We start from the raw sequence: 25,236 nt of genomic DNA, 5'->3' as shown, positions 1-25,236 counted from the left end.
TGGAAGCTCTGGCTGCGACCCGCGACTCGACTACGCCGGAGGCGCGGGGACTACGGGTTAGGTGGTGACGGCCATATCGGGTCGATGCAACCGGTGGCGCTGAATCTTCCCCGATCCGGTACGTGGAATCACTGTCACCTCAATGAATTCCGCTGGCACCTTGAAGTAAGACAACACCGCAGCGCAGCGGCTTCTCAGATCATCCTCATCGATGCCGTCGTCGTTCGCGGCCACGACGAACGCGATGGGAACCTCACCGAGCGCTTCGTGTGGTGCTGCGACGACCGCCGCGTCTGCGACACACTCGCAGCTCATAAGGACGTCCTCGATCTCCGCGGGATAGATGTTCTCCCCGCCGCGGATAATCATTTCTTTGATCCGTCCGCTGATGCGGATGAATCCGTTCTCGTCGCGTCGGGCAAGATCCCCCGTGTGGTACCAACCATGGGCCAGTACCTCGGTGGTCGCCTCCGGAAGGTTGTGGTAACCCCGCGTGACGTTCGGGCCCTGCACCCACAGTTCTCCCTCATCACCGGGGGCGACGTCGCTTCCGGTTGTGGGATCGATCAGCCGGACGGTCAGTCCAGGCAGTGGCAGACCGCACGAGCCAGGAACGCGGCCGCCGGTCGGTGAGTTCATCGTCACCATCGTCGAGGTTTCAGTGATTCCGTAGCCGTCCAGCAACGGAACGGCGGCGAATTCTTCGAACGCTTCATTGAGCGCCGTTGCCATCAGAGCGCCAGCGGAGACACACAGGCGCAGCACGGGCGCATCGAGGCGGGTGTCGTTCGTCGAGTCCATCAAGTACCGGAACATCGTCGGCACACCAGGTAGGAACGTGACGCCGTCTTCGGCCAGAGCGTGTAGCACCTGGGTGGGCGAGAACTTTGGCAGCAGGTGCTCGGTCGCCCCCGTTGCGGCGACTCCCAGTACGCACAGCACGAGGGCGTAGGAGTGGAATAGCGGGAGAGCAGAGAGCACCACGTCGGAATCGTTCAGCCCGGCGATCGGCACCCAGCACGCGCCGACCACCCAGAGGCAGCCGCGCTGGGTAAGGTGCACCCCTTTCGGCCGCCCGGTGGTCCCCGAGGTGTAGAGCATCCAGCACCAGGTATCGAGGGAAGTGGAATCGGGGGCGCTGATTAAGGGCGTAGTCGTGGCCAGTTCATCATAGAAGATCACCTTCACCCTGCCCGAATGCCCGATATCGGTGACTGCTCCGGTGACCAGGACAAACTCCGCGCTGGCGAGTTCCTCTCCGCCTTCTTCGATGAGCTCGAGAACAGTGGGCAGATGTACCGCGTCAGTGAGGACAGCGGTGGCGCCGGAATCTCTGAGAATATGGTCGAATTCGTGTCTCGTCCCGCCCGGGTTAGCGCATACGGTGACGATGTCGGCTCGGGGGGCGACCAGATATCCCTCCACCACTTCGACGCAGTTGTCCAGATACATCAGAAGCCGGTCGCCCGCGGCCAAGCCGAGATCGCGGAGGTGACCGGCAATGCGCGCTGTCCGGGAGTCGAGTTCCGCGTACGTCACGGCCTTGGTCGAGTCGCGGAACGCCACCTGATCCGGCCGTTCAGCAGCGTGCTTGGCCAGCAGTTGAGGGACGGGCACGATTACGTCGGTGTGCAGCACGGTATCTCCTAGCCTAATTAGTGTTAGTTAGCATAACAGTCGAAGCGACGCCCCGGAAGAGGACGCTGCGCGGGAAGCCCCGATTGCACGAATGGCGAGACCCTTCTCTGGCTCTGACACTCCCCCGGATCGGACGGCGTCGGACAGTCGCGGCATTTCACAGTCCTCGACCAGACTTCTTGACGTGAGCGCGATCACAGCTGCATACTAACGCATATTAATTAGTCCATGCGACAAACGCCACTTCGGCGCCAGTTGGAGAGGAGGTTCATGGGAGTGGATCACTTCACGATCGGACGTAGCCTGAATGCGCCCGTCGAAGCGGGCGTCCAAAAGATCTCGTCCTCAGCGCATTTCGCGGAACTGCCCGAACGCCGATCACGATTCGCCGGAAGACCTTGTCGGCGCGGGTCTGTGGGTCGTCGCGTTCCTCATGCTGATCATCTCCGCCCTGGACTTCATGGGAGAGTTCGGCGGGAGCGCGTTCGCCACCATTCTCGCCGTGGTCGCCGGATTGGTGTGGTCGGCTTCGGGTGCGCCGTCTCATACCCTGTGGTTCAACGTCAAGCGCCAAGGTGCGACCGAACGCGAGCGCGCAGCCGCCTGTGTCGGAGTAGTTGCGATCGTTCTGGGTCTTCTTCTCGGATCCGGGATCAATGTCGCGCTGATCGCCGGGTTGGCGTTGTCTATCGCGGCGAGCACGGACTTGTCGGCCCTCGCTCTCAGCCCAAGCCGGAAACCTATCAATATCGTCGGCGCCGTGACCGGTATCGGCATTGGGCTGTCCCCTCCCTCGTCCTGATCGCCTTGGGTCCTCAGACATGGCTCTGCCGACAGCGCCCCCTTCCCGCTGATCTTCACAGTGTTGGTATCGATCACCGTCGGGTTCGTGACCTACTGGATCGGGACGATCCGGGATAAGCGCGACGTTCGACGAGATGACGGCTTTACCGAACTGTGGGTGCGCTCCGAGACCGGGCTCGGCGCGAAAAATAAGCAACCTGACGGACAGTCAGCGCGAGAAATTTCCCCCGCAACCACAAATTGAAGTTCTCATTCACTATCAGAGGAGCGGACTCGTATGAACAGCCGTGAATATCGCCTACTACGTGAGAGGCGGCGCGCCGCCCGGATCGAAGCCAACCGAAAACGAACACATTCTGACGTCGAAGCGGAGCACCTCATCGGGTTCGCCCGCATGTGGGCACCATTCGGCGGCGCCTCAGAGGAGGAAATCCTTGTACATTTTGGAATGACAGCACATCGGTTCGTCGACAGACTATGGCAGGTCATTGCTGAATCGAGATGCACCGAAAGCGAGATACTCGGCTTAGCGCGCGTATACCCTCGTAACCAGGGAATAACGGCATCGATTCGGTGACCGAATACGTCGGCACGGAATGATGATTCAACGATTCCGGGCACCTGCTAACAACGTCAGAGCGACCGGAACTCGGCAGGACGCAATATGCAACTAGGTACGACAGCGACATGTTCGACTTGCACTCCTCCGGGAGCCAACGGAAAGACCATTCCCCCGGAACGTTGCAACCGCCTTCTCGAATTGGTCGATCCGGTCGTCCAGCGTGAGCGATTCGCTCGCCGATTTTCAATCACCGACTCCGAGAGGCTGCGGGGCACCCGTGGCCCGTCTGCAACGACAAATCCCCGCCGATTGACCATCCGTGGACTGTGCTCAAATCTGAGCGCTCCTGACCGTCGAGCTATTTCGCGCCGCACTACTAATAGTGCGTCAGCTGAAATGATCGCTGAAAGGCCGATGCCGGCGGCGGATTCAGCACGTAGTATCGAGCTTCCGTTGACCTGTGACGAGCATGATCGAGTTTGACTTGGCCTCAGGGATCGTCGGGGTTGGCGGTGCGATACGAATCGCGCCGGCGCGTGCCCGACCATCGAGAATATCGACGACGCTCCTGCAAATACGTGGCGAAGATCTCAGGACCACGACACTGGCTTAGAATGAACGTTTCCGTGGCTGCGGACACCGTCGCAGCCACGGAAACCTTTCTGGGATCGCCGCGGTTATCCGATGGCCGACTCGAAGAGCTGGCGGAGGTCGGCGGGGATCGGCTCAGGGCGCCGGGTGTCGCGGTCTACATAGACATGCACCCATCGGCCCCGCGCGGCAACCGGGGAGGTTTCGGGCAGCTCGGCAGCAAAGAGCGCGAGGTCATAGGTGACACTAGTGCGACCCAGCCTGGCGACGCGGATACCTACTTGCAGGGCCTGGGGGAAATGTAGTTGCTCGAAGTACCGGCATCCCGACTCGACCACGACGCCTAGGGTCGGGGCGGTGACCGGGTCGACTCCGGTCTGTTCGATGATCCAGCCGTTAATTGCTGCATCGAAGAGTTGGTAGTACACGGCATTGTTCAGATGACCGTACATGTCGTTGTCGGACCATCGTGTGGTGGTCGCGCGGCGCACCGTGAAGTCTGCCACCGTCGGACTCTCGCTAACTTCGATCGCCTCAGCACTCATCGTTGTCTCCTGTCATTTCGGTCCGCATATTGCGGCGATGGAATCTGTTTCGTCAAATATATTGCAGCTGTTGATGTTTGAACAGCACTCCCCCTCCCCGATGCAGTCGATCCAGCGGCGGATGCGAGTTCTCTGTCGGGATTGACACGGTTCGACGCGCTCCGTATCGTTAATACTAACGATTATTAGTTAGGATGGTTCTTGTGGAACTTACCAACACCTTCTCGGTGGACCTTCCCGTGGCCAAGACCTGGGATGTCCTCCTCGACCTCGGACGGGTGATCCCCTGCCTGCCGGGCGCTGCGGTCCTGAGCCTCGACGGCGACGAATTCGAGGGCGCCGTCAAGATCAAGGTCGGCCCGGTCTCGGCCCAGTACAAGGGCGCCGGACGATTCACCGAAAAGGACCCGGCCAACTACCGCGCAGTCATCAAGGCCGAGGGTAAGGATGTCGGTGGCCAGGGCGGTGCCAAGGCGACCATCACCGCCACCCTGTCGGAACAGGGAACCGGAACCGCCGTCCACGTGCTCACCGACCTCGCCCTCTCCGGGCGGGCCGCCGGGTTCGGTCGCGGAGTGATCGCCGACGTGTCCAACAAGATCCTCGGACAGTTCGCCAAGAACCTCGAAGCCGAAATTGCCGGCGGCGCAGAATCCGGCGACACCGGCACGCCGCAGCGGCTGAAGTCGATCGACGAGGTCGAACCGCTCGATGTCATGGGCAGTATGGGTGGCACCGTGATGAAGTACGCACTGCCCGGCGCCGGAGTGCTTGCCGCGGTGATCGCGCTGATCGCGCTCCTCGCCCGGAAGGGCCGCGGACCCGCACCGGTGTTCCCGCCTGCCGGTTTCGGCGGTGGCTACCCGGCTGCCGGGGCCGGTCTGCCGCTCGTGATCAATCTCGTCCTTCCCACCGGTGCGCGCCATGATCGAGCTGTCCTCGACGCCGGTCATGCCTTCACCCCGCACCGCAACGCCGAGGAGGCCCGATGAAGGTCGGCTCGATAGTTCTCGCCCCCCTCATCGACGGCGCCGGCCGCGAGGATCCTCGGGAGGTCCTGTTCCGCCCCGAAATTCCGGGCGATCCCTGGGACGACCATCCGGAACTACTCACCGAGGATGGAAACCTCGAACTCGCCGTCGGCGGGTATCTGATCCGTACCGGTGAACGCAACATTCTCGTCGACGCCGGCGTCGGGACGATCGACAACGGCAAGTATCGCGGCGGCCAGTTCCTCGAAAGCCTCAAGTCGCACGGGCTGGATCCGGTCGACATCACCGATGTGGTCTTCACGCATCTGCATTTCGACCACGTCGGGTGGGCCACGAAGAAGGGCGCCGTCGTGTTCGAGAACGCCACGTACCGGGTGCACAAGCTCGACTGGGAGCATTTCGTTGAAAACCCCGCCGCGGAGCCGGGTGCTGTGCGCAAGCTCAAGCCGCTCGAGAGTCGGCTCGAACTCTTCGCCGGCGATCTGACCCTGGCCCCCGGACTCGACGCCCGGCACACCCCCGGCCACACCCCGGGATCGACGACCTTCATCGTCTCCAGCGAGGGACAGCACGCCGCTCTGATCGGCGATCTCGCCCATACTCCCGTCGAACTCGTCGAATCACACTGGCATTTCGCCTTCGACTTCGACTCCGTCGCGGCCGCCACCGTCCGTGCCGACTTCGTCGAAGAATTCACCGACACCGATACCGACATTCTCGCCGCCCATTTCCCCGGCATGCAGGCCGGTCGATTGACCACCACCAACGGTGCGCCCAGCTGGATCTACACCAAGGAGAACTGACCATGAACCTCGATCTGGCAGACAAGACCGTCCTCGTCACCGGAGCCGGCAAAGGCCTCGGCCGCGCAATCGGCATGGCCTATGCGGCCGAGGGCGCCAATGTGGCCTTCCACTACAACTCCTCGGCTAAGGGCGCCGAGGAAGCGGCGAAGGAAGCGGCCGCACTCGGCGTGCGTGCCATCGCCGTCGGCGCCGACCTCGCCGATGGGGCCGCCGTGACCGCCGCTGTCGACGCCGTCAAAGCCGAACTCGGACCGATCGACATCCTGATCAACAACTCCGCTGTCACCCAGAGCAAACCGTTCCTGGAAACCACAGAGGAGGACTGGGCTCCCCAGATCGAGATCACCGTCGCCGGCACACTGCGGGTCACCCAGGCCGTGGCCAAGCAGATGGTCGACTGCAACGTCGAGGGCTCGATCATCAACCTGATGGGCGACTCCGGCCGGGTGGGTGAATCCCGCCTCCTCGTGACCGCCACGACCCGGGCGACCACGGTGGGACTGACCAAGTCCCTGGCAAAGGAACTCGCACGCCACAAGATCCGCGCCAACGCCGTCTCCATCGCACTCGTGCAGACCGGCAGCCTCGACGCCCACACCGGTAACGCCGACGACGCGAAGATGAAGCGCATCCTCTCGGCATATCCGCTGCGCCGCTTCGGCACCCCCGACGATGTCACCCCGACAATCCTGCTGCTGTCCTCGCCGAAATCGTCCTGGACCACCGGTCAGATCGTGTCCGTCAATGGTGGGTACTCGATGCCATGACACACGAGCATGCTGCAGAACCCGTCACCGGCGCTGTCGGCCGGTCGGTCCGCCGCAAGGAAGACGCGCGACTGATCACCGGCCACGGCCGATACGTGTCCGATCTCGACCTGCCGCGGATGCGGCACGTCGCCTTCCTCCGTAGCCCCTACGGGCATGCCACGATCACGCACGTCGACGTCACCGCGGCGCAGGACGTCCCCGGTGTGTACGGCGTGTTCGCCGGCGGAATGCCCGCGTTTCGGTCGGTCGCGCTGCGCGCACAGTCGGCGCTCCCGTCCTACGTCGAGACCGCGCAACCCATCCTCGCGTGGCAGAAGGCCCGATTCGCCGGTGAGGCCGTGGCCGCGGTCGTCGCCGACAGTCGCTACGTCGCCGAAGACGCGATCGAACGGATCGACATCGACTACGACCAGCTGCCCGCGACGGTGATTGCCTGGGAACCACCCGAGGTCCCGGTGCACGACGAGGCCCCCGACAACGTCCTGCTGGAACGCAAGTTCGATGCCGGGGACGTCGAGGACGCCTTCACCCGGTCGCATGTCGTCGTCGAACGCGAGCTCACCACGAATCGGCACGCCGGCAACCCGATGGAATGCCGTGCGGGAGTGGCATTGTGGGATCCGGTCGACGACAAACTCACCTTCTGGTCGGGTACACAGATTCCGCATCTGGTGCGGAACATGCTCGCCGAGCTGCTCGGTCTGGCCGAGTCCAATGTGCGGGTCATCGCCCCCGACGTCGGCGGCGGTTTCGGCACCAAGGCCGTGCTGTACCCGGAGGATCTCGCGTTGTGCGTGATGGCCCGCGAAATGCGGGGGTACCCGCTCAAATGGGTGGAAGACCGGGCCGAGCACCTGCAGGCCGCCGCCCACGCCCGCGACCATCGGTACCTCGTCAAGGCCGGATTCGCGCAGGACGGCACCCTGCTCGCGCTCGACGCGGATGTCACCTGCAACGTCGGCGCCTACTCGGTCTACCCGTGGACCGCGGGCATCGAACCGCTGATGGCCGGTGGTCTGCTGTCCGGGCCCTACCGGCTCGACAACTACCGCTGCGTCACCCGCGGTGTCACCACCAACACCTCCTATGCGGGCCCATATCGGGGTGTGGCCCGGCCCGCGACGGTGTTCGCGATGGAATGTCTGTTGACCGCGGCCGCCGACGAGTTGGGCATGACCGACCTCGAGATCCGGCACAAGAACCTAGTCACTCCGGAGGAGATCCCGTACCGCATGCCGAGTCGGCTTGTCGATGATTCCGGTTGGTACGGCGCATGTCTGGACAAGTGCGTCGACGCGATCGGCTACGACGAATTCCTCGCCGAGCAGCAACGCCGGCGCGAGACGGGGGAGAACCCGATCGGCATCGGGTTCGCCTGCTACAACGAACTGACCGGCCTGGGGCGTGCCGCTGCCGCCGGCCCGCGGATGCCGTTCCGCACCGGCCACGACGCGTGCACCGTGCGCGTGGATCCCGACGGCAAGGTGACCGTGCTCAGTGGGGTCACCACCCAGGGGCAGGGGTCGGAGACGACCATCGCCCAGATCGTAGCCGACGCCGTCGGCGTCGGCTACGACGACGTCAACGTACGCATCGGCGACACCAACGAATCCCTGTGGGGTTTCGGCGCCTTCTCCTCGCGGCAGGCGGTCATCGGCGGCGGTGCCGCACACCGAACGGGGGAAGTGGTCAAAGCCAAGGTCCTCAAGCTCGCCGCCGCCTTGCACGACATCGACGAGGGCGAACTCGACTGCCGCGACGGCGAAATCTGGGGCCCGGACGACACCAAACCTCTCGCCACGTTGGCAGAGTTGGCACGGATCGCCTACCTGGAGTCGAACAAGCTGCCCGAAGGAATTGAACCCGGCCTGCAAGCCACCCGATTCTTCGATCCGATCCGCGGTGCCTTCGCCGCGGGCGCTCAGGCGGCCACCATCGAGATCGACCGCAAGACCGGCGACCTGACAATCCTCAAATGGGTCTGCACCGAGGACGCCGGCCGGGTGATCAACCCGATGGTGGTGGAGGGACAGATCGTCGGATCCATCGCGCAGGGTATCGGCGGTGCCATGTACGAACACCTGATCTACGACGACGCCGGCAACCTGTCGACCGGAACGCTGATGGACTACCTGATGCCGACCAGCCACGAGGTGCCGGAGATGATCATCGAACACATCTCTGTCCCCGCCGACAACCCTCTCGGGGTCCGCGGTGTCGGCGAGGGCGGCACACTCGGCCCCAACGCCGTCCTCGCCGGTGCGGTGCACAACGCGGTAGGCATCGAGATCCATCACCTCCCGATCACGCCGGCCACCCTGTGGGAGGCGCTGCGATGATCACCCTCACCGAGCACGGTGACGTCGCGGAGATCACCCTCGATCGTCACGACAAGCGCAACGCCCTCGATGTGGCGCATCTGACCGAGCTCACCGCCGCGGTCGAGGGATGTGTGTCGGCGGGGCGGCGGGCACTGGTCATCACCGGCGCCGGGAGCGCATTCAGTGCCGGTGCGGACTTCGGCGGCGTCTACGGCGACGGGTTCCGCACCGCCCTCTACACCGCGCTGCGTGCGATCACCGCGGCACCGATTCCGGTGATCGCCGCGGTCAACGGGCCCGCGATCGGGGCCGGCACACAACTGGCCATCGCATGCGATCTGCGCGTCGTAGCCCCGAGTGCAAAGTTCGCGATCCCGACGGCCCGCAATGGGCTTGCCGTCGACCCGTGGACGATCCGGCGACTGGCCGGACTGGCCGGAGGCGGTACTGCCCGCGCGGTGTTGCTCGCCTGCGACACGCTCGACGCAACGGCGGCCCTCGCCCGCGGGCTCGCGGACAGACTCGGGACGGTCGACGAGGCCCGGGCGCTCGCGCAGGAGATCGCCTCCTACGCCCCGCTCTCGCTGATGTATTCCAAGCGTGCGGTGCAGGCGCTGACCGAACCCGACAGCTGGGACGACCGGCTCGACGCCGAGTTCGATCAGTGCTGGGCGAGCGCGGACTTCGCCGAGAGCCGACTCGCCCGCGCCGAGAACCGTTTGCCGAAATTCGTGGGAAAGTGAGGATGCACCCATGAAGGCTGCACCATTCGACTACAGCCGCCCCTCCAGCATCGCCGAGGCCGTCAAGACCTTGGAATCCGCGGGCGGCGACGGCAAGGTCCTGGCCGGGGGACAGAGCCTCGTGCCGGTCCTGGCGATGCGTCTCGGTCGTCCGTCGATTTTGGTCGACATCAACCGCGTCCCCGGACTCGACACGATCCATAGGCTCGACGACACCACCGTGCGGGTAGGTGCCCTGGTTCGGCACTCGATGCTGATCGAGCAGACGCACCTGCCCCTGCTGTCGGAGGCGGCGAAGTGGATCGGCCACAGTGCCATCCGCACCCGGGGCACCACCGGCGGCAGCATCGCCCACGCCGACCCCTCCGCGGAGCTCCCGGTCGTGGCGACCGCATTGGGGGCGCTCGTGCACGTCCACGGGCCCGGCGGTAGCCGGACGGTATCCGCGGACGACCTTTTCGTCGGCCCCCTCGAGACGTCCCTGGACGAGAACGAGATCGTTACCGCCGTCGATTTTCCGATTCCGGAGCGGTCGGGTTTCGCGGAATTCGCTCGCCGGCACGGCGACTTCGGGCTTGTGACCGTCGCCGTAGCCGAGGTGGCCGGAACTGTGCGGATCGCGATCGGCGGAGTTGGCGCCGTACCCATCCGACCACTGGCGGCGGAAGCGATCCTCGCGGACGGGCCCACAACCGACGACAAGATCGCCGAAGCGGCGCGCGTCGCCGCGACAGCGATCACCGCAGCGACGGATCTGCACGCCTCGGCCGACTATCGAGTCGCGATGACCGAGGAGTTCACGCTCCGCGCACTGACCCAGGCAGTTGGAATCAAGGCAGGAGTGAACTGATGCGAATCGAACTGACCGTCAATGGGGAACGAGCCTCGATCGACATCGAGCCCCGCAAGACCCTCGCAGATGCGCTCCGTGAAGATCTCGGGCTCACCGGCACCCACCTCGGATGCGAGCACGGCGTCTGCGGTGCCTGCACCATCCTGGTCGACGGCGGCCCCGTCCGGGCATGTCTGATGTTCGCCGTGCAAGCCGATGGGTCGTCGGTCACCACGGTCGAAGGGATGGCCGCAGACGACGGTACCCTGCACCCTCTGCAGCGGGCGTTCTGTGACCGACACGGCCTGCAGTGCGGATTCTGCACCCCGGGAATGCTCATGTCCGCGCTTGATCTGCTGCACCGGGAAGTCGAGCCGAGCCGGGAACGGATCCGCGAAGAAATGTCGGGCAACATCTGCCGATGTACCGGATATGTCGGCATCGTCGACGCGGTCGAGGAGGCAGCCGCGGAAATCAACCGCATCGGGACAGAGCCGGTGCACGAATGCCCTGCCCACGAGCACGAAAACTCCTCGACAGAGCGCACATCGGGAACCCAGGCGGAAGTCGCCTCCGGCCCCGAACCGTCGTTCCCGAGATGACGAGGAGAAACGGCATGCCAGATGTACTCGCCCGCATCACCACTGAACCGATCGATCCGGTCGAGGTCAACGCGGCGGTTGCAGGTCCGGAGAACGGTGCCACGGTGTTATTCACCGGCGTTGTGAGGAACCTCGACAACGGCCAGATAGTGACCGGCCTCGAGTACCGATCTCATCCCGACGCTGAACGATTCCTATACGACTGCTGCCGAGGTGTCGCGCAACAGTTCGGGCTCTCCGTCGCTGCGGTACACCGGGTCGGCACGCTACGCGTGGGTGATCTCGCCTTAGTGACGTCCGTCGCCGCACCGCACCGAGCGGACGCCTTCACCGTCTCCAAGCTGTTTGTCGATCGGATCAAGGTCTGCGTACCGATCTGGAAACACCAATCCTTTGCCGATGGCACTGTCGAGTGGGTCGGGGCACCAACGTCCAACCTCGAAGCACCAGCCTCGTGACGTCCGTCGGCCTGGGTTACCCACCAATTCGCAGTCGGCGTGTTCGATCCGGACGCCAACCGCTTCCGGACCTGATTGACGAATACGGCGGAGTCGCACGCGACCTCAGGGTTTCGATAACCGAGAAATGTCCGTTGCGATGTACTTGCTGCATTACCGAACAGCGGCTTTCCGCGATCGACTCGCGTGCGCTGTTGACCGAATGTGTCGGGATCGGGCAGGACGAGAAGCGGGGCGACGGTGGTGAGGAGCCAGGTCGCCATGGCGGCTCATCGGAGATTAGTCGACCCGTCGACGTTGTGTCCGCCACCTCGGCGTACGAGAGAGCGATTCTCCGGTGTCGAAACCGCACGTACGCCGGGAACTTCGACCAGGTGTGAGCGACCTCGGGACCGTAGTTCGAGTCTTCTTTGGGCACTTCCGAAAACGCTTTCGCCCCTGTGACACCGACCAGTGCCCGCCGAACCGATTGTGAACCCACTAAGGAAAAATCATGACCGCCGCCGTCCCCCGCAGCTCGCGTCACCGGCTGCGCTGCTCCGTCGCCAGCAACGCGATAACGAAGCCGTATGGTTCGCGGTTGCCAGCCGTGTCGATAGCGCTGGGGGCGTTGTCCATCGCGTCGTTCTGGGTGGTCGGGCTGGGCTTCATTCTGGGAGTGGCCGCGGTGGTTTGCGGCGCCGGCGCCGCGTCGCGGTCTGCGATCGCCGACGACGAGGCCGCATCGATGCGGGCCATGCTGGGGATTGTCGTCGGCACCTCAGGGATCATCGTCTCCGCGGTAGCCTTGTTCCCTGTGCTGGCGCAATTGTGACACCGCGCCGCGCATGTGCCGGGCCACTTCCGTCGCGCCGAGGTTCGCGCCGTACGCGTAGGCGGTGAGCACGTACCGGCCCAGAACGTCGCCGCGGATCTTCGGGTCCGACCCGGACGCCGGCCCCAGATGTCGCGGCCATCCGGTCAAATAGGCGGCGCGGGTGAGGATGTCGAGCAGACTGCGCTGGTGCACCGCCTGCTCCAGCGCCAACGCGGACGGGCGCGCCGGTCGGCTCCCTTACGGCGCTTGAGCGTCGGCTTGCCGTCCCCGAGGACCAGATCGGTGTTCGCCGGGTAGCCCCCGTCGACCGCGGCCGCGGTGCCAGTGAGCTGGCGGCGGTAGAACGCGACCAGAGCCTCGGCCTCGGCCGGGATGCCGGCCTGTTCGCAGAACTGCGCGGCCAGTGGCGCGCACTCATCCCAGCTCATCAAGCTGCCCGCCCAGGTCGGCGTAGGAATCCGACCCGACCACGGCGACATCGCCCGAGCGCAACTCGGCGGCCAGGTGGGAGAACACGCACACCTCCAGGTGCCGGCGCGACAGCATCCCCGGGCGGTTCTTCTCGCGCAGCACCTTGCGCCACATCACGCTCGCGAACGCGTCGACGTCCACGGTCACCGTGTGCCGCTGCCCGTCGCGGCCGTGGGTGGTTCTCTCCTCGATCCAATCACCGCGCCGGTGCCGGTTGGCGCGGATGAACTCCACCGCGTCCACCACGCTGCGGTCCGCCGTGGTCGGCACCAGGTCCAGTGCGCCGACCAGCGTGAACAACGCCGGGCGGTGCGAGCGGTAGAACCCGTTCAACAGCGGCAGGTAGTTGTTGCCGTGATACGCCGACACCGCCTCCTGCGCCGCGGACAGCTGCTCCAGCCCGCCGGCGGACTCGAGCGTCTTGAGCAGCAGCCGCTCGGCTCGCTCGGCGACGTCGACCTCCGCACCAGCGCCCGCTACAGGCGGCGGGCCGTCGCCGGAGTCCGGCTCGGGTGGGGTGGTCGCCTCGCGGGCGCCGGCCAGAACATCCCCGAGCACGCCGATCAGCCGCTCCGTCTCCGAGCGGTGCGCCTCGCGCAGCTCCTCCAGACGCTCGCGGCCCTTATTGTGCAAGACGGCCATGCGCTTGCAGAACACGGTCACCACCTCGTCGCGGGCCTCCACCCGCTGCTGATGCACCAGGGCGACCAGCAACGTCACCCGCTTGGCCTCGCCAGTCTTGCGCATGTCATCGACGCCCGCGACTCGCGCCTCACCGGCGAAGTGGGCGACCTTGCCCGGCGGAACACCGTCGAGCCACGACTCGGTCGGCCCGATCGCGTCCAGGGCCTGCACATGCGCCAGTCGCGCCTTGAACTTGCCCAGCGTCGCCGCCCGCGCCGGGGTCTTGATCCGGTCGAACTCGCTGCGCCGCGTCGCCGGGTCCACCACCAGCAGCCGGTCCAGCCGGGCCCGCTCGTCCCACGCCGGGCGCCCCGACACCAGGGCGAAGAACTCGCCGTTGACCTCCGCGCGGATCGTCGCGGCCATCGCATCCAGCGTCGTGTACCCCGGTAGTTCGCAGCGGGCCCGGACCAGTTCCTCGAGCGCCACGTTGATCAGGTCGGCCGGGTTGTCCTTGGTCTGCACCGCCACCCGGATCGCCTGTTCGGCGACCGCCCGCACCTTCGCCGCCTCGTACCTCACACACAGGTACTCACGGACGAACTGACGGTGCCGTTTCGCGGTGCGGTCCGCGTCCGTCTTCGGCGTCACACCGCCGGGCAGGTCCAGCACCCCGCGCACGGTATCGACGACCACGGCCGGGATGTCACCGAGCTTCGGGAAGTACCCAAGCCGCTGATATGCCTTCAGCCTCACCGCCAGGGCAAGCAAGTGAGGATCCGCTCTGCGTCTTCTCGCGCGCCCACGCGACCAACCGACTGATCTGCTGAGGAGGCTGAAATCTGTCAGGCGGCCGAATAGGGACGGCCTTGGTCGTGTGGACACGCTTGATCTCACCGCCGAGTTCCTGGTGCCACCGCTGCCCACGGGCATCGGTGTACTCGACGGCGAACTTGATGCCGCTCGCGTCACTGGTGCGGACGGTGACAAGGGTGAACCACGCTTCGTGGTCGGTGTGATCGCGGTACGGGGTCAACTGTTCAGCGGTCGGGATGAACTCGTGGAGCCGGTTGTCCTGAGCGACCAGATCAGCTGTCCTGTGCTCGATACCTGCGTCCGACCCGTCAGGTGAATCGACGTACGGAACGGTGACATCGAAGAACAAGTCTTTGCTTCGATTCTCGATCCGATAAGTGGCCAACGACGAGATCGAGTTCTCGTCCTCAACCTTGTAGATGATCAAGAGCCGGGCCTGCGCCATGTCGTTGTCCTCGCGGATCTCCACCGCCTGCCGGCGATCGAACCGGGCATGCGCACTGGCAACCGAGATGCTGAACGCGGCGATCAAGAAGGCCGCCGCCGTACCCAGCCCGCCCGCCCAAGTGCCCCAGGCCACGAACCAGTTCGAGGTGATGTCTTGCGGGCTTCGTGAGGACTTGACCACAGTCAGCACGACGAATGCGAGCGTGAACAGAACTACGGCAACGCACACCCCAATGAGGACGCATTTGAACTGCCGCTCTTCAGGCAGCCGCGCACTGTCCGCCTCCACACGGGAATGCCCCTGCCTCTTCACCTTGCGTCTCTCCTCTGCAGGGTCCACCAGCTCATTGGGGACAGATTAGACGACCGCGTGCACCGCCCGGGGAGCAGCGCAGCGTAGCTGGAACCGTGACCGGGACACTTCGCCGGACGCGCCTGTCCGGACGGATCGACCTGGGCGCACGCGGTCCGTCGGGCGGGAATATGCCGGCCTCGAATATGCAGGGTTACCAGTAGCAAGTTGGTTATTCGCATGGCCTGCGAATACGACCACTCGTGGTGTCCGTTGACAGGATAGTTGGCATTTTGACAGGAATGCCGAATCACGCTCCACAGCCCGGTCGGCGTACATGGCGGCCGAGCGGTAGCCGGCCGACTTCGAGGCCGACATGGTGCCGGTGCCGGCCTCCAGATCCAACCGGGACGGCGGCGTATCCGGGGCTCACGTTATGCGCCAAAAGCATTCTCTCCCGCTGCGTCGAACGCGGCCCAGATATGACGAAGCGTGGCAGGCATGATGTCCCATTTGACGGCCTGCCACGCTCGGGCCCAAGCCCGGAGGGCGCGGGTCGACCGCGGGATCAGCAATCCGGTGACCAAACCAGCAACTCGCTCCCACGCGTGCCGTCAGCGTTGCCGCCGACGGTACGAGCGTACCGAAACCCACTGCGGCAGAGCGTTCGAGCGGTCGGCAGGGTGCGGGATGTCGCGGCGTCGGACAGTCAGTTCCGTGGCGGGAGATGCTTGCGCGAACCGTTGAGTACGAACGTAAAAGAGGCCATCAGCAGCCCGATCAACACGATGAGTAGTTGGACCGTGGTAAACGGAGGTGTCAGCGCCGCCAGCAGAGTAGGCATCGCGAAGCCGGTGTAGGCGACGGCATAGAAGATCCCGGTCAGTTTGGCAAGTTCGTGGGGTGGAGCGAGTCGCTGGACTTCCAGCAGTCCGGACACCAGCCCGATGCCGAAGCCTACCCCCAACACCACGCTGGCCAAGACACCGGCAAGGAGGTCCTCGACGGCGACTGCGACGATCATGATCGCAAGACCGACCACCAGAAGAAGCAAAGCGACGAGGATTCCCCGCGCGCTCAAAACCGTATCGAGATGCTTCGCAGCCGGCTGAATCAGCGCACCGGAAATGAGTGCGGTCACATTCAGCAGTGTGGCGTACGCGAGACCGAGACCTCCCGCGGCATCGGCGAGCAGCACTGGCTGGTATCCATAGGAGAGGCCGCATGCGACGAATAGCCAAGGGCAATAGACGACCACGACGCGGATGAACCGACGATGCCGCACCGAGGTCACCCTCAGCGCGGATCGCAGAGACTGATTGTTCCCACCGCGCACCGTCTCTGTTGCGCTACGCAACCACCAAAGAAATGGAATCGCTACGAGTGTGTGCAGCACAAATGGCAACACGTGCGGCCACGGTGCCCATTGTGCGATTCCCCCGGCCACCAGAGCGCCGAGCGCGGATCCGAGAGTGAATGCGAGCGATGCACGCCGAGCGCCCGCACCGTCGTCCGCTGTGGGATCGAATGGTGCTCGTGACAATTCTTTGAGCCATGTGGTTCCGACGGCCATTGCGGTGCCGACCGAGATTCCCGCGAACATCCGCCCGATCAGGATGACGCCTTGCCCGAAGTCCCCACATGCGAGGAGAGCGCTGCCGAGGATACCAGCACAGACAGCAAACGCCATCGGTGCGCGGCGTCCGATGTGGTCGGACGCCGCGCCGGAGACGATCAGCGCCGGAACCAATCCCACGATGTAGATGCCAAGAAACGCTGTAACCATCGCCGCCGAGTAGTGGTCGACGTCTCGGTACATGATCAAGAGCGGGCTGAACTGATTGCCTGACCACGCGCACACGAATAACGCGCCGAAGGCGATTCGGCTATCGCGTGTCGAACTCGATGCCGCCTGGACTCGTCTCTGGTGAAATCGGACCGTCACATTGATCTCCTCCTAGCGGATCGAACTGTGCTGAAACACGTTTGCGTTCGTGGTGCACACCGATGCGGCGAAACACTTGAGAACATTGTTCGCGATCCGCTTCACATTTCGTCCCGGCCTGGGTGAGCAACGACAAGCAGGCCGAATCGCTGCCCGTCGAAAGTCCGGGCAGGACGAAGTCCACGGGGCGCCGACTGAGTGCCTCGTAGATCAGAGTGCTCAGCACACCATCCGGCACCGATGCGAGGAGTGACCAGGATGCGACGGCTTCGAGGAAGGACGAAGCCGCGCTCTGGCAGTCACGGTGCGGCTGAAGGAGCAGGACACCCGCAAGCAGGCGGGCCGTACGACTGCCGTATCGCCCGCCTCGTCAACTTAACGAGCGGCGTAGGGCGTCGATGACCGCGGTGGTGCGCGGGTCGCTAGTGATGCCTGTGCCCAGCTGATTCTGTGCGTACCCGAAACCGACCTTGTGTTCTCGGTCGGCAAACCCCAGAGCGCCACCTGCACCGGGGTGTCCGAAAGAACCTGCGGTGAGAAGGGGCGTACCTGGGTCGTCGAGTTGGAAGCCGACACCGATTCGGGACGGAAGGATCGCTACCAGGTCCGGGCCGTTCACCTGTTCCTCTGCTGCCGCTTCAACCGCGTCATCGGAGAGCAGACGGATCCCGTCGACCGGTGCGACGCATGCCGCGTAGAGGCGCGCTAGGGACCGTCCGTTGGTGACTGCGCTGGCCGCCGGCTGCTCCATCGCCAACGCCCGCGGATCATTCCAGGTCGTGGCGTCGGGAGTGGGCAATTCGCCGTTTGCGGTGAAGGTCCGGGAGAAGGTCGAATTCGGATCTGCAATCGCAGCGAGGATCTTCGACATCGCTGCCGCGAACTCTGGGTCGTTGTGCGCCGGGGACTGAGCGCTCGAGTCCGGGATAGCGTTGCGGAGCGGGGCATAGTCGATTTTTGACACGTCCGGTACGCCCACCCAGAGATCTAGGCCGAGTGGTGCGGCGACCTCACGAGCCAGAACCGAGCCGAATGTCTCGCCGGTGACCCGAGCCACCATTTCGCCCACCAGCCATCCGAAGGTCAGGGCGTGGTAACCGTGACCGGTCCCCGGTTCCCAGATGGGTGTCTGCGATGCGAGCGCTGTTGCCGCCGGCTTGCCTGCGAAGAGTTCGTCACGGGTGAGGAATGGTTCCAGGTAGGGCAAACCTGCCTGGTGGCTGAGGAGTTGTCGGACAGTGATCTGGTCCTTTCCTGCAACCCCAAACTCCGGCCAGTAGTCGGCGACCGCCTTGTCTAGGCCGATCAGACCACGGTCAGCAAGGAGATGGACGAGTACGGACGACACTCCCTTTGTGGCCGAGTAGACGAGAGTGGCCGTGTGGGCGCGCCAGCGCTGATCGTCGGCGGCCAGTCCCCCCCAGAGGTCGACGACAGGTTGCCCGTCGACGTAAATCGCCAACGAAGCTCCCACCTCTCCTCGTTCGCGGAAGTTTTCCTCAAATGCGTGCTTGACCAACTCAAATCCCGAAGCACACGTTCCGTCAATGTGAAGCTGTTGCGTCATAACTTGTTCTCCAGTGTTGAACGATCGCCTGACGTCCACCGAGCGGTCAAGGCGATGTGTGGATTGCCCGCGAAATTCTGCTGCGGCTTGGTCGACCGGATGGCGCCAATGGATTCGTTTGCGCGAATTGTCCAAAGGTCGCCCACGGCTACGATCGAGCCTCTCGATTCGAGCAGACGGAGTTGTTCGAGAGCTCGCTCTAGCGGGCTTCCCCTGCGACTCGGCTCAGTTGCTCGTGGAACTGATCGTCGCGCCACTCGTTCGGCGACGAGATGCCGCGATCGGCGAACTCGCCTTCCAGACGCCTGAGATCGACCCGGCGGATCTTGCCCGAGATCGTTTTCGGCAGCTCATGGAATTCGATCCTCCGGACGCGCAGGTAGGGTGCGAGGTTTTCGCGGGCATGCCGAAAGATGTGGAGGGCTGTGTCGGCGGTGGGTTCGAAGCCGGCAGCCAGGACTACGTACGCCTTCGGGACAGCCAGTCGAACCGGATCGTGCGCGGGTACGACCGCAACTTCCGCCACTGCCGGGTGCTCGATCAAGACGCTCTCGAGTTCGAAGGGACTGATCTTGTAGTCGGAGGCTTTGAATACATCGTCCGTTCTGCCCACGAAGCTGAAGTATCCGTCACCATCGACGGACGCGACGTCTCCTGTGTGGTAATAACCTCCGGCCATTGCTTCGGCATTCCGCTCCGGATCTTGTTGATATCCCGTCATCAACATCACCGGTCGGTTCTCGGACGCGTTGAGATCGAGACAGATCTCTCCGTCGACACCGGTTTCGGTCACCGGCACGCCTGTCACGGGATTTACCAGCACTACCGGCGCTCCTGGCAGCGGGCGGCCCATCGATCCGGGTTTGACTGGTGCACCTGGAGTGTTGCCGATCACAGCGGTGATTTCGGTTTGACCGAATCCGTCCCGAAGAGTGAGTCCCCACCGGTTTCGCACCTGGGCGATTACCTCGGGATTGAGCGGCTCGCCGGCGCCGATGAGCTCTCGGAGTGCTTTCGGCTTCTCGCCCATATCTGCCTGGATGAGCATGCGCCACACCGTCGGAGGGGCGCAGAGCGACGTGACGTCCTTCTCTTTCAGCTGCTCCAGCAATCCTGCGGCATCGAAACGCTTGTAGTTGTAGACGAAAATCGTCGCCTCGGCGATCCACGGCGCGAAGTAGCTCGACCACGCGTGCTTTGCCCATCCAGGTGATGAGATATTCAAATGAACGTCCCGAGGTCGGAGGCCCAACCAGTACATTGTTGTGAGATGACCCACCGGATATGACACCTGTGTGTGTTCCACAAGCTTGGGTCGGCTTGTCGTGCCTGAGGTGAAGTACAGCAACAGGCGATCGGACGTTGTTGTTTCAGGATGCGGCAGGGGGGATCCATCCTCCGATTGCGCGTCGCTGATACTGCTCCAGCCTTCAGCAGCCCCCACACAAATGCGGCCGTAGTCACCGGGCACGCCGTCGAATTTGCTGGTGTCGTCTGCGTTGCAGATGACGTGGCGAGCATTGGTTCGGTGAAGCCGGTCGATTAATTCCGCTTCGCCGACCGCGGTGGTGGTCGGTACAATGACAGCGCCGAGTTTCATCACTGCGGTCATGGACTCCCACAACTCGACCTGATTGTTCAGCATGACGATTACGGAGTCACCCTTTTTCACTCCCTTCGTCGCCAACCAGCGCGCAATCTTGTTGGAATGCAACCGAATCTCGTCGAAAGATCGCGACGTTTCCGTCCCGTCTTCATTGAGGATGACCAGCGCACGGTGGGTGTTGCTTGTAGCTATGACGTCGAACCAGTCGATGGCCCAGTTGAAGTTGCCCTCTATTGTTGGCCAACGAAATTCGCGTCTTGCACGATCGAGGTCGTGTTGGCATTCGATAAGGGCGTCCCGTGCCGCGCGAAATGAGGCCGTATTGTTCGTCATTTCTCTGAACTTTCTGTGAAAATGTCGTCCCAGTTTCCGTGCGCGTCGGGCCCACGTTCCTCGCGCTGTATCTGCGTGACTGATGGAATTTAGTGCGAACCAGTTGTGGGTTGGGCCGCGTGTGCGGGGGCGACGTCGAGGCCGTCGAGGGCACCCTCTTCCCACCACGCATCCATCTGATCCCAGAAATCGACTTCGCTGATCTTGTACACCTCGCGGAAGGACGCTTTCGAGATGTCACCCTGCCCGTTGTAGTACCCGGGCGTGCATTCGGCCATGTAGGAAAGTGCCGGTTTTGCCGCCTCCCTGACCTTCGTTACCCATTCCTCTTGAGCTTCCTGTGTGGGCTCGATGTCGATTCCGTGGTTCATTGCGTGAGCGATAACCCGAGCCGCATGGTTGGCTTTCCGCTCCAACATGAAACCGAAGTTCACGATGTAGGCGTTCTGACTGAGACCCAGTTCGATGAAGTTCGGGAAATTGCGCGTGTACAAACCGTGCAGTGTCTTTGCTCCGTCGGAGAAGTAGTCCGACATGGTGAGTCCCGAACGTCCGGTGACCTCGTATCCGTACCGGGATCGCGTTGAGCCGTTGGTTTCGAAGCCGGTCGAGAAGACGATCAAGTCGACGTCGTATGCCTTTCCGTCCACCACCAGTCCTGTCTCGGTGATGCCGTCGACACCATCGGGCGAGGGAACCAGTCGAACGTTCGGCTGGTTGAACGCAGGGTAGTACTCGTCGTTCAAACCGGGACGCTTGCACACATAGCCGTACCACGGCTTGAGTGCTTCCGCGGTCTCCGGATCCGTGATGATCGAATCAATTCGCTTGTGAATCTGCAGCGTGAAATACAGATCGGCAAGTCCGCGTAGTTCGAGTTGATCTTCTAGCGGGAGTGTTTTGTGATCGACGTCGACGAGATCGCGTCCGTCGAATTTGCCGAACACCTGAGTCCACGTGTCGTTGACTACGTTTTCCGCCGGATCGTGCTCGTTCATGATTTCGTTGAAGTTTCTGATTCGCGCTGCCTGCCAGCCTGGTTCGAGGGTGGCGACGGAGTTCGGATCGATTGGGACGTTGTTGCGGACGCCGACGGTACTTGGCGTCCGTTGGACCACCAGCAGCTCGCCGGCGTCCTTTGCCAGGAAGGGAACAACCTGGATCGCCGTTGCCCCCGTGCCGACAACCGCGACGCGCTTGTCCTTGAGCTTCGACAGGTTGCCGCGCTGGTCACCGCCCGTGTAGTCGTAGTCCCAGCGGCTCGTGTGGAAGATCTTGCCTTTGAAATCGTTGATGCCGGGAACCCGAGGGATCTGCGGCTTGCTCAGAACGCCGTTTGAACGCACTACGAAACGGGCGCGGATGACGTCGCCGCGATCAGTTCTGACCTCCCACCGCCGCTGGTCGTTATCCCAGGTGACAGAGGTGACAATCGTCTGGAAGAGCGCCGACCGGTAGAGGTCGAAGTGCTTGCCGAGCCTCTGGGTGTGCTCATACAGCTCGGCACCGTCGGCATAACGCTGAGTCGGAATGTAGCCGGTCTCCTCGAGGAACGGCATGTACATCAGTGATTCCATGTCGACCTGGACTCCTGGGTACCGATTCCAGTACCAGGTCCCCCCGAAGTCCCCACCCTGTTCGATGATGCGGAAGTCCGTGACGCCGTGCTTGCGCAAGTAGGCGCCCGTACAGAGACCGCCGAGTCCTCCGCCGAGGAGAACCACATCGGTCTCCTCGAAGACGGCCTCACGCGTGATCGGCTGTGCGTAGCGGTCGACATCCTCGTGCTCGAGCACATCCGAGAGCCCCTGGAACTGGTCCACACCCTCGCGCTTGATGCGCCTATCGCGCTCTTTAGCAAACCGTGCGCGTACCTCGTCGGGGTCGAAATCAATACGAACCGGGGTACCTGAGACCGAAAGACGGTAGGTCATGGTTTCTCTCATCCTCTACATCAACTGGAGACACGTCTCCGACATCTGGTCGCAAAGACCGCACGGGGCCTGTAACGGCCGCGAGTGCACAACGCGGCTTCGCAGCGGCTACGGCGACCCCGCGTTTGAAGGGCTTGGGCCATCTTCCGAGAGGCCGCTCACGAACGACCTCTCCAGTGTGGTGCATCACAGTGTCGTCCAAAATAGTCTTCGCGTCAAGCTAAGTAGACGTGGTGTCTAATCACGGGAGGTGGGAGCGTCCAAGGAAACCAGCCCTTGGGCAGAGTTCCACATGCTCACGACGGGTTTTCGGATCGTCGCCGACCGTCGATCGCTCGAGCACCACCGACCCACCCCCTTGGGCGGGTTCGGACGGTATGCCGGCTCGTGCGCTCAGCGCCTATGCGCGGCAAGATCCGGCCGCGACCGCGCGTCCAGGGAGCGGCTCGAGCAGTCCGATCTGGAGGCATGGCCGACAACTTGCGACGGTTCGCCGTCGATGATCGCCGACTCGAAGCAACGAGGTGCGGACGATAGGCCCGCACGACGATCAGAGGGAATTCTGCGGCCGACCTCCGCAGGTGGCGCCCCAACTCAAAGGCCGGGTTGCAAGTGGCCGAGGAACTCGGATGGCCGAGAAGGCGACACGAACGCAATCTAGACTCGATGTCTATCCTTCTTGACTCGGTGAATATCTTGGACGACACTATGTGATCCATAGCACCTACAGATGCGCGCCGTCCGCCGGCCCTGAGGCGCAGCTGGGGATCCCAACTGCGCCGTCCACCAGCAATGTTGGGGTTCCGTCGACCCGCCAATTCGACGGCGCCCTCACTTGAAGAACGCATCCTCAATAACGACCGACCGGTCGGCTGTCCAGTCGAAATTACGACAATGAGCCGACAATGAGCAGGGAGAAGACCTTGAGACAAGAAGACAAGCTCGATGGTGGCAGAGCAGTGGCACGGGCTTTGTCGGCCGCGGGTGTCACAACCGCGTTCACACTCCACGGCGGCCATCTGGACCCGATCTATTACTCATGCCTCGACCACGGCATCGAGCTCGTTGATGTACGACACGAGTCGAGTGCTGGTCACGCTGCCGAAGGCTGGGCTCGACTCTCGAAGCAAATCGGCGTCGCCATGGTCACGTCGGGCCCGGGCCTCACCAATGTGGTCACATCCATCGCAAACGCGTACATCGATGGCACACCCGTCCTCTACCTGGCTGGCTCGCCGCCCCTGCGCGAATCCGGACTCAATGTCATGCAAGGTGGCTACGACCAGGTGGCGATGGTCCGACCCATTACCAAGCACGCGCTACAGGTGACCGATGCGACGCGAATCGAAGACCAAATCGCAACCGCAATAACAATCGCCACATCCGGACGACCTGGTCCAGTCTTTGTCGAGTTGCCCATCGATGTACTAGTGCGCCCCTGTCCCGAACCGGCATCACCGCGGAGGCCCGTCGTGCCGGCGCCCTCCGTTCCGCGGCAGCAGGAAGTCGACGCTACTGTTGCAATCCTCGAAGAAGCCGCTCGACCGGTGTTGGTGCTCGGCAATCTCGCTCGGTACGAGGCCACGCCCGAGCAAGTGAATTCGTTCATCGCCACCACAGGGATCCCGGTCGTGTCGTCAGGGCGAGCGCTCGGACTCGCCGATCCAGACGCCCCCGAATACGCGCATACGCTCGACGTACTTGCAACGGCGGCCGCGACCGGAGTGGGTTCAGCAGACGCGGCACTGGTTGTCGGGTCCAAGTTCGGATTCTCGTTGGGGGGTAGGTCGGGTTCGTTCTTGCCCCTCGACTGCACAGTGGTGCACGTGTACGCAGAGGCGCACGAGATGAGTTATGTGCGGCCACCAACTGTCGGCAGCACCGCGAACTGCGGCGAGTTCCTCGACGCAGTCGCTCGTTCGTGGCGTTCCGGACCAGACTCCAAGCGAGAATGGTGCGCCGCTCTGGCCTCCACACCTGCCGCGACCAACGCCCGCTTCGAACAGGACAGGGCTGAGCACGGCCACATTCACCCCTTCCATGCCGCACAGAAGATCATCGAAAGTTGCCCACGAGAATCGATCTGGGTGCTCGACGGAGGAGAGTCCACGGCTTGGGCCCAGTACCTCACCCGCACCACCACGCCTGGCGGCGTCTTGTCGTATGGTCAACAATCCTGCCTCGGCACCGGCATGGGGATGGCGCTCGGCGCCGCCAAACGCTATCCCGACCGGCCGGTCATCCAGATCGCCGGCGACGGCGCCCTCGGTCTGCATTTGCAAGAGTTCGACACATTCGTCAGGCACGGTGCCAACGTCATCACCATCGTGATGAACAATGGCATTTGGGGAATGTCGATTCACGGGCAACACCTGCTGTATGGCGACGACTACAACTGCGTCACAAATATCCCGGGAGTCGGCTACGCGGAGGCGGCACGTGGGTTGGGTTGCTATGCAGAAGACGTCGACAGCCTCGACGGCATCGCGCCGGCTATCAAACGGGCACTGGACGCCGACCGACCCGCCTGCATCAACGTGGCGATCAGTCCGTCGGTTGTTTCGCCCGTCACCACACTCCTCATTCGGAACCCGAAAGACGGTGATATCGCCGTCCCATATTACGAGCACATTCCCTCGCTCGACGCCTGACACCACCCGCTACCCGCTGGTGACAGAGGAGGCCAGTCACGACGCTTGACCTCCGCGCGTGCGAGACAG

At 63.5% G+C, this 25,236-nt stretch carries 21 protein-coding genes; 11 read left to right on the top strand and 10 right to left on the bottom strand.

Translation table 11 applies throughout. From position 1 onward, the window contains the following. Positions 1 to 57: 57 nt before the first annotated feature. Entirely contained in the window at positions 58 to 1,638 is a 1,581-nt protein-coding gene (locus P3H15_RS36990) for a class I adenylate-forming enzyme family protein (RefSeq protein ID WP_276141791.1), read from the bottom strand. Positions 1,639 to 1,945: 307 nt separating this feature from the next. On the opposite strand from P3H15_RS36990, the gene P3H15_RS36985 reads away from it, so the two are divergent. After that, complete coding sequence (locus P3H15_RS36985) at positions 1,946 to 2,440, top strand: hypothetical protein (protein WP_276141790.1); 495 nt, start codon at positions 1,946 to 1,948, stop codon at positions 2,438 to 2,440. Between the two features lie 1,241 nt (positions 2,441 to 3,681). Here the strand turns inward: P3H15_RS36985 and P3H15_RS36975 are convergent. Next, positions 3,682 to 4,140 carry a thioesterase family protein gene (locus tag P3H15_RS36975; protein WP_276141788.1) on the bottom strand — a complete coding sequence of 153 codons (459 nt, stop codon included), beginning with the start codon at positions 4,138 to 4,140 and terminating at the stop codon, positions 3,682 to 3,684. A 203-nt stretch (positions 4,141 to 4,343) separates the two neighbouring features. On the opposite strand from P3H15_RS36975, the gene P3H15_RS36970 reads away from it, so the two are divergent. From P3H15_RS36970 to P3H15_RS36930, 9 genes are all read left to right on the top strand, one after another. Beyond that, positions 4,344 to 5,132 (top strand): SRPBCC family protein, encoded by a 789-nt coding sequence (locus P3H15_RS36970; protein WP_276141787.1) that lies wholly within the window; start codon positions 4,344 to 4,346, stop codon positions 5,130 to 5,132. Next, positions 5,129 to 5,935, top strand: a complete 807-nt coding sequence (locus P3H15_RS36965; RefSeq protein WP_276141786.1) for an MBL fold metallo-hydrolase — start codon at positions 5,129 to 5,131, stop codon at positions 5,933 to 5,935. The genes P3H15_RS36970 and P3H15_RS36965 overlap by 4 nt, the downstream gene beginning before the upstream one ends. Before the next feature lie 2 nt (positions 5,936 to 5,937). Continuing rightward, a complete protein-coding gene (locus P3H15_RS36960) occupies positions 5,938 to 6,705 on the top strand; it encodes an SDR family NAD(P)-dependent oxidoreductase (RefSeq protein WP_276141785.1) in 768 nt (255 codons plus the stop codon). Continuing rightward, positions 6,702 to 9,047, top strand: a complete 2,346-nt coding sequence (locus P3H15_RS36955) for a xanthine dehydrogenase family protein molybdopterin-binding subunit (protein WP_276141784.1) — start codon at positions 6,702 to 6,704, stop codon at positions 9,045 to 9,047. Before P3H15_RS36960 ends, P3H15_RS36955 begins: the two co-directional genes overlap by 4 nt. Continuing rightward, positions 9,044 to 9,772, top strand: a complete 729-nt coding sequence (locus tag P3H15_RS36950; protein WP_276141783.1) for an enoyl-CoA hydratase — start codon at positions 9,044 to 9,046, stop codon at positions 9,770 to 9,772. Before P3H15_RS36955 ends, P3H15_RS36950 begins: the two co-directional genes overlap by 4 nt. Positions 9,773 to 9,782: 10 nt before the next feature. Beyond that, the gene (locus P3H15_RS36945) at positions 9,783 to 10,622 is read left to right on the top strand and encodes a xanthine dehydrogenase family protein subunit M (RefSeq protein WP_276141782.1); all 840 of its coding nucleotides are present in this window, start codon (positions 9,783 to 9,785) and stop codon (positions 10,620 to 10,622) included. Beyond that, positions 10,622 to 11,206 (top strand): (2Fe-2S)-binding protein, encoded by a 585-nt coding sequence (locus P3H15_RS36940; protein ID WP_276141781.1) that lies wholly within the window; start codon positions 10,622 to 10,624, stop codon positions 11,204 to 11,206. The genes P3H15_RS36945 and P3H15_RS36940 overlap by 1 nt, the downstream gene beginning before the upstream one ends. A gap of 14 nt (positions 11,207 to 11,220) precedes the next feature. Next, the gene (locus P3H15_RS36935) at positions 11,221 to 11,664 is read left to right on the top strand and encodes a molybdenum cofactor biosynthesis protein MoaE (RefSeq protein ID WP_276141780.1); all 444 of its coding nucleotides are present in this window, start codon (positions 11,221 to 11,223) and stop codon (positions 11,662 to 11,664) included. Between the two features lie 493 nt (positions 11,665 to 12,157). Then, on the top strand, positions 12,158 to 12,478 hold the full coding sequence (locus P3H15_RS36930) for a hypothetical protein (protein ID WP_276141779.1): 321 nt from the start codon (positions 12,158 to 12,160) through the stop codon (positions 12,476 to 12,478). On the opposite strand, the gene P3H15_RS36925 is transcribed toward P3H15_RS36930, so the two are convergent. The 8 genes from P3H15_RS36925 to P3H15_RS36890 all read right to left on the bottom strand — a co-directional run bounded on the left by P3H15_RS36925 (position 12,425) and on the right by P3H15_RS36890 (position 22,516). Further along, entirely contained in the window at positions 12,425 to 12,673 is a 249-nt protein-coding gene (locus tag P3H15_RS36925) for a Tn3 family transposase (protein ID WP_276141778.1), read from the bottom strand. The genes P3H15_RS36930 and P3H15_RS36925 overlap by 54 nt on opposite strands. After that, the gene (locus P3H15_RS36920; protein WP_276141777.1) at positions 12,625 to 12,909 is read right to left on the bottom strand and encodes a hypothetical protein; all 285 of its coding nucleotides are present in this window, start codon (positions 12,907 to 12,909) and stop codon (positions 12,625 to 12,627) included. Before P3H15_RS36920 ends, P3H15_RS36925 begins: the two co-directional genes overlap by 49 nt. Further along, positions 12,896 to 14,347 carry a DUF4158 domain-containing protein gene (locus tag P3H15_RS36915; RefSeq protein WP_276141776.1) on the bottom strand — a complete coding sequence of 484 codons (1,452 nt, stop codon included), beginning with the start codon at positions 14,345 to 14,347 and terminating at the stop codon, positions 12,896 to 12,898. Before P3H15_RS36915 ends, P3H15_RS36920 begins: the two co-directional genes overlap by 14 nt. Beyond that, a complete protein-coding gene (locus tag P3H15_RS36910; RefSeq protein WP_276141775.1) occupies positions 14,283 to 15,152 on the bottom strand; it encodes a hypothetical protein in 870 nt (289 codons plus the stop codon). The genes P3H15_RS36915 and P3H15_RS36910 overlap by 65 nt, the downstream gene beginning before the upstream one ends. Positions 15,153 to 15,840: 688 nt before the next feature. Beyond that, on the bottom strand, positions 15,841 to 17,076 hold the full coding sequence (locus tag P3H15_RS36905) for an MFS transporter (RefSeq protein ID WP_276141774.1): 1,236 nt from the start codon (positions 17,074 to 17,076) through the stop codon (positions 15,841 to 15,843). A gap of 370 nt (positions 17,077 to 17,446) precedes the next feature. Further along, positions 17,447 to 18,643: a serine hydrolase domain-containing protein gene (locus tag P3H15_RS36900; protein WP_276141773.1), complete on the bottom strand. Its 1,197-nt coding sequence runs from the start codon at positions 18,641 to 18,643 to the stop codon at positions 17,447 to 17,449. A 199-nt stretch (positions 18,644 to 18,842) separates the two neighbouring features. Further along, positions 18,843 to 20,582, bottom strand: a complete 1,740-nt coding sequence (locus P3H15_RS36895) for an AMP-binding protein (protein ID WP_276141772.1) — start codon at positions 20,580 to 20,582, stop codon at positions 18,843 to 18,845. 89 nt (positions 20,583 to 20,671) lie between these two features. Continuing rightward, complete coding sequence (locus P3H15_RS36890; RefSeq protein WP_276141771.1) at positions 20,672 to 22,516, bottom strand: NAD(P)/FAD-dependent oxidoreductase; 1,845 nt, start codon at positions 22,514 to 22,516, stop codon at positions 20,672 to 20,674. A 905-nt stretch (positions 22,517 to 23,421) separates the two neighbouring features. On the opposite strand from P3H15_RS36890, the gene P3H15_RS36885 reads away from it, so the two are divergent. Then, complete coding sequence (locus tag P3H15_RS36885; protein WP_276141770.1) at positions 23,422 to 25,167, top strand: thiamine pyrophosphate-binding protein; 1,746 nt, start codon at positions 23,422 to 23,424, stop codon at positions 25,165 to 25,167. The last annotated feature ends 69 nt before the right edge of the window (positions 25,168 to 25,236 follow it).

The organism is Rhodococcus sp. T2V (assembly GCF_029269925.1).
Taxonomy (GTDB): domain Bacteria; phylum Actinomycetota; class Actinomycetes; order Mycobacteriales; family Mycobacteriaceae; genus Rhodococcus_F; species Rhodococcus_F koreensis.
Note: the sequence above shows the minus strand (reverse complement) of the source record. Positions and strands in the feature narration are given on the sequence as shown.

What these genes read in the sequence shown, in the direction of transcription:
- P3H15_RS36985 (WP_276141790.1), top strand. Translation starts at nt 1,946, where the DNA reads ATGCGCCCGTCGAAGCGGGCGTCCAAAAGATCTCGTCCTCAGCGCATT.
- P3H15_RS36975 (WP_276141788.1), bottom strand. Translation starts at nt 4,140, where the DNA reads ATGAGTGCTGAGGCGATCGAAGTTAGCGAGAGTCCGACGGTGGCAGAC.
- P3H15_RS36965 (WP_276141786.1), top strand. Translation starts at nt 5,129, where the DNA reads ATGAAGGTCGGCTCGATAGTTCTCGCCCCCCTCATCGACGGCGCCGGC.
- P3H15_RS36960 (WP_276141785.1), top strand. Translation starts at nt 5,938, where the DNA reads ATGAACCTCGATCTGGCAGACAAGACCGTCCTCGTCACCGGAGCCGGC.
- P3H15_RS36955 (WP_276141784.1), top strand. Translation starts at nt 6,702, where the DNA reads ATGACACACGAGCATGCTGCAGAACCCGTCACCGGCGCTGTCGGCCGG.
- P3H15_RS36950 (WP_276141783.1), top strand. Translation starts at nt 9,044, where the DNA reads ATGATCACCCTCACCGAGCACGGTGACGTCGCGGAGATCACCCTCGAT.
- P3H15_RS36945 (WP_276141782.1), top strand. Translation starts at nt 9,783, where the DNA reads ATGAAGGCTGCACCATTCGACTACAGCCGCCCCTCCAGCATCGCCGAG.
- P3H15_RS36940 (WP_276141781.1), top strand. Translation starts at nt 10,622, where the DNA reads ATGCGAATCGAACTGACCGTCAATGGGGAACGAGCCTCGATCGACATC.
- P3H15_RS36935 (WP_276141780.1), top strand. Translation starts at nt 11,221, where the DNA reads ATGCCAGATGTACTCGCCCGCATCACCACTGAACCGATCGATCCGGTC.
- P3H15_RS36930 (WP_276141779.1), top strand. Translation starts at nt 12,158, where the DNA reads ATGACCGCCGCCGTCCCCCGCAGCTCGCGTCACCGGCTGCGCTGCTCC.
- P3H15_RS36920 (WP_276141777.1), bottom strand. Translation starts at nt 12,909, where the DNA reads ATGAGCTGGGATGAGTGCGCGCCACTGGCCGCGCAGTTCTGCGAACAG.
- P3H15_RS36900 (WP_276141773.1), bottom strand. Translation starts at nt 18,643, where the DNA reads ATGACGCAACAGCTTCACATTGACGGAACGTGTGCTTCGGGATTTGAG.
- P3H15_RS36895 (WP_276141772.1), bottom strand. Translation starts at nt 20,582, where the DNA reads ATGACGAACAATACGGCCTCATTTCGCGCGGCACGGGACGCCCTTATC.
- P3H15_RS36890 (WP_276141771.1), bottom strand. Translation starts at nt 22,516, where the DNA reads ATGACCTACCGTCTTTCGGTCTCAGGTACCCCGGTTCGTATTGATTTC.
- P3H15_RS36885 (WP_276141770.1), top strand. Translation starts at nt 23,422, where the DNA reads ATGAGCAGGGAGAAGACCTTGAGACAAGAAGACAAGCTCGATGGTGGC.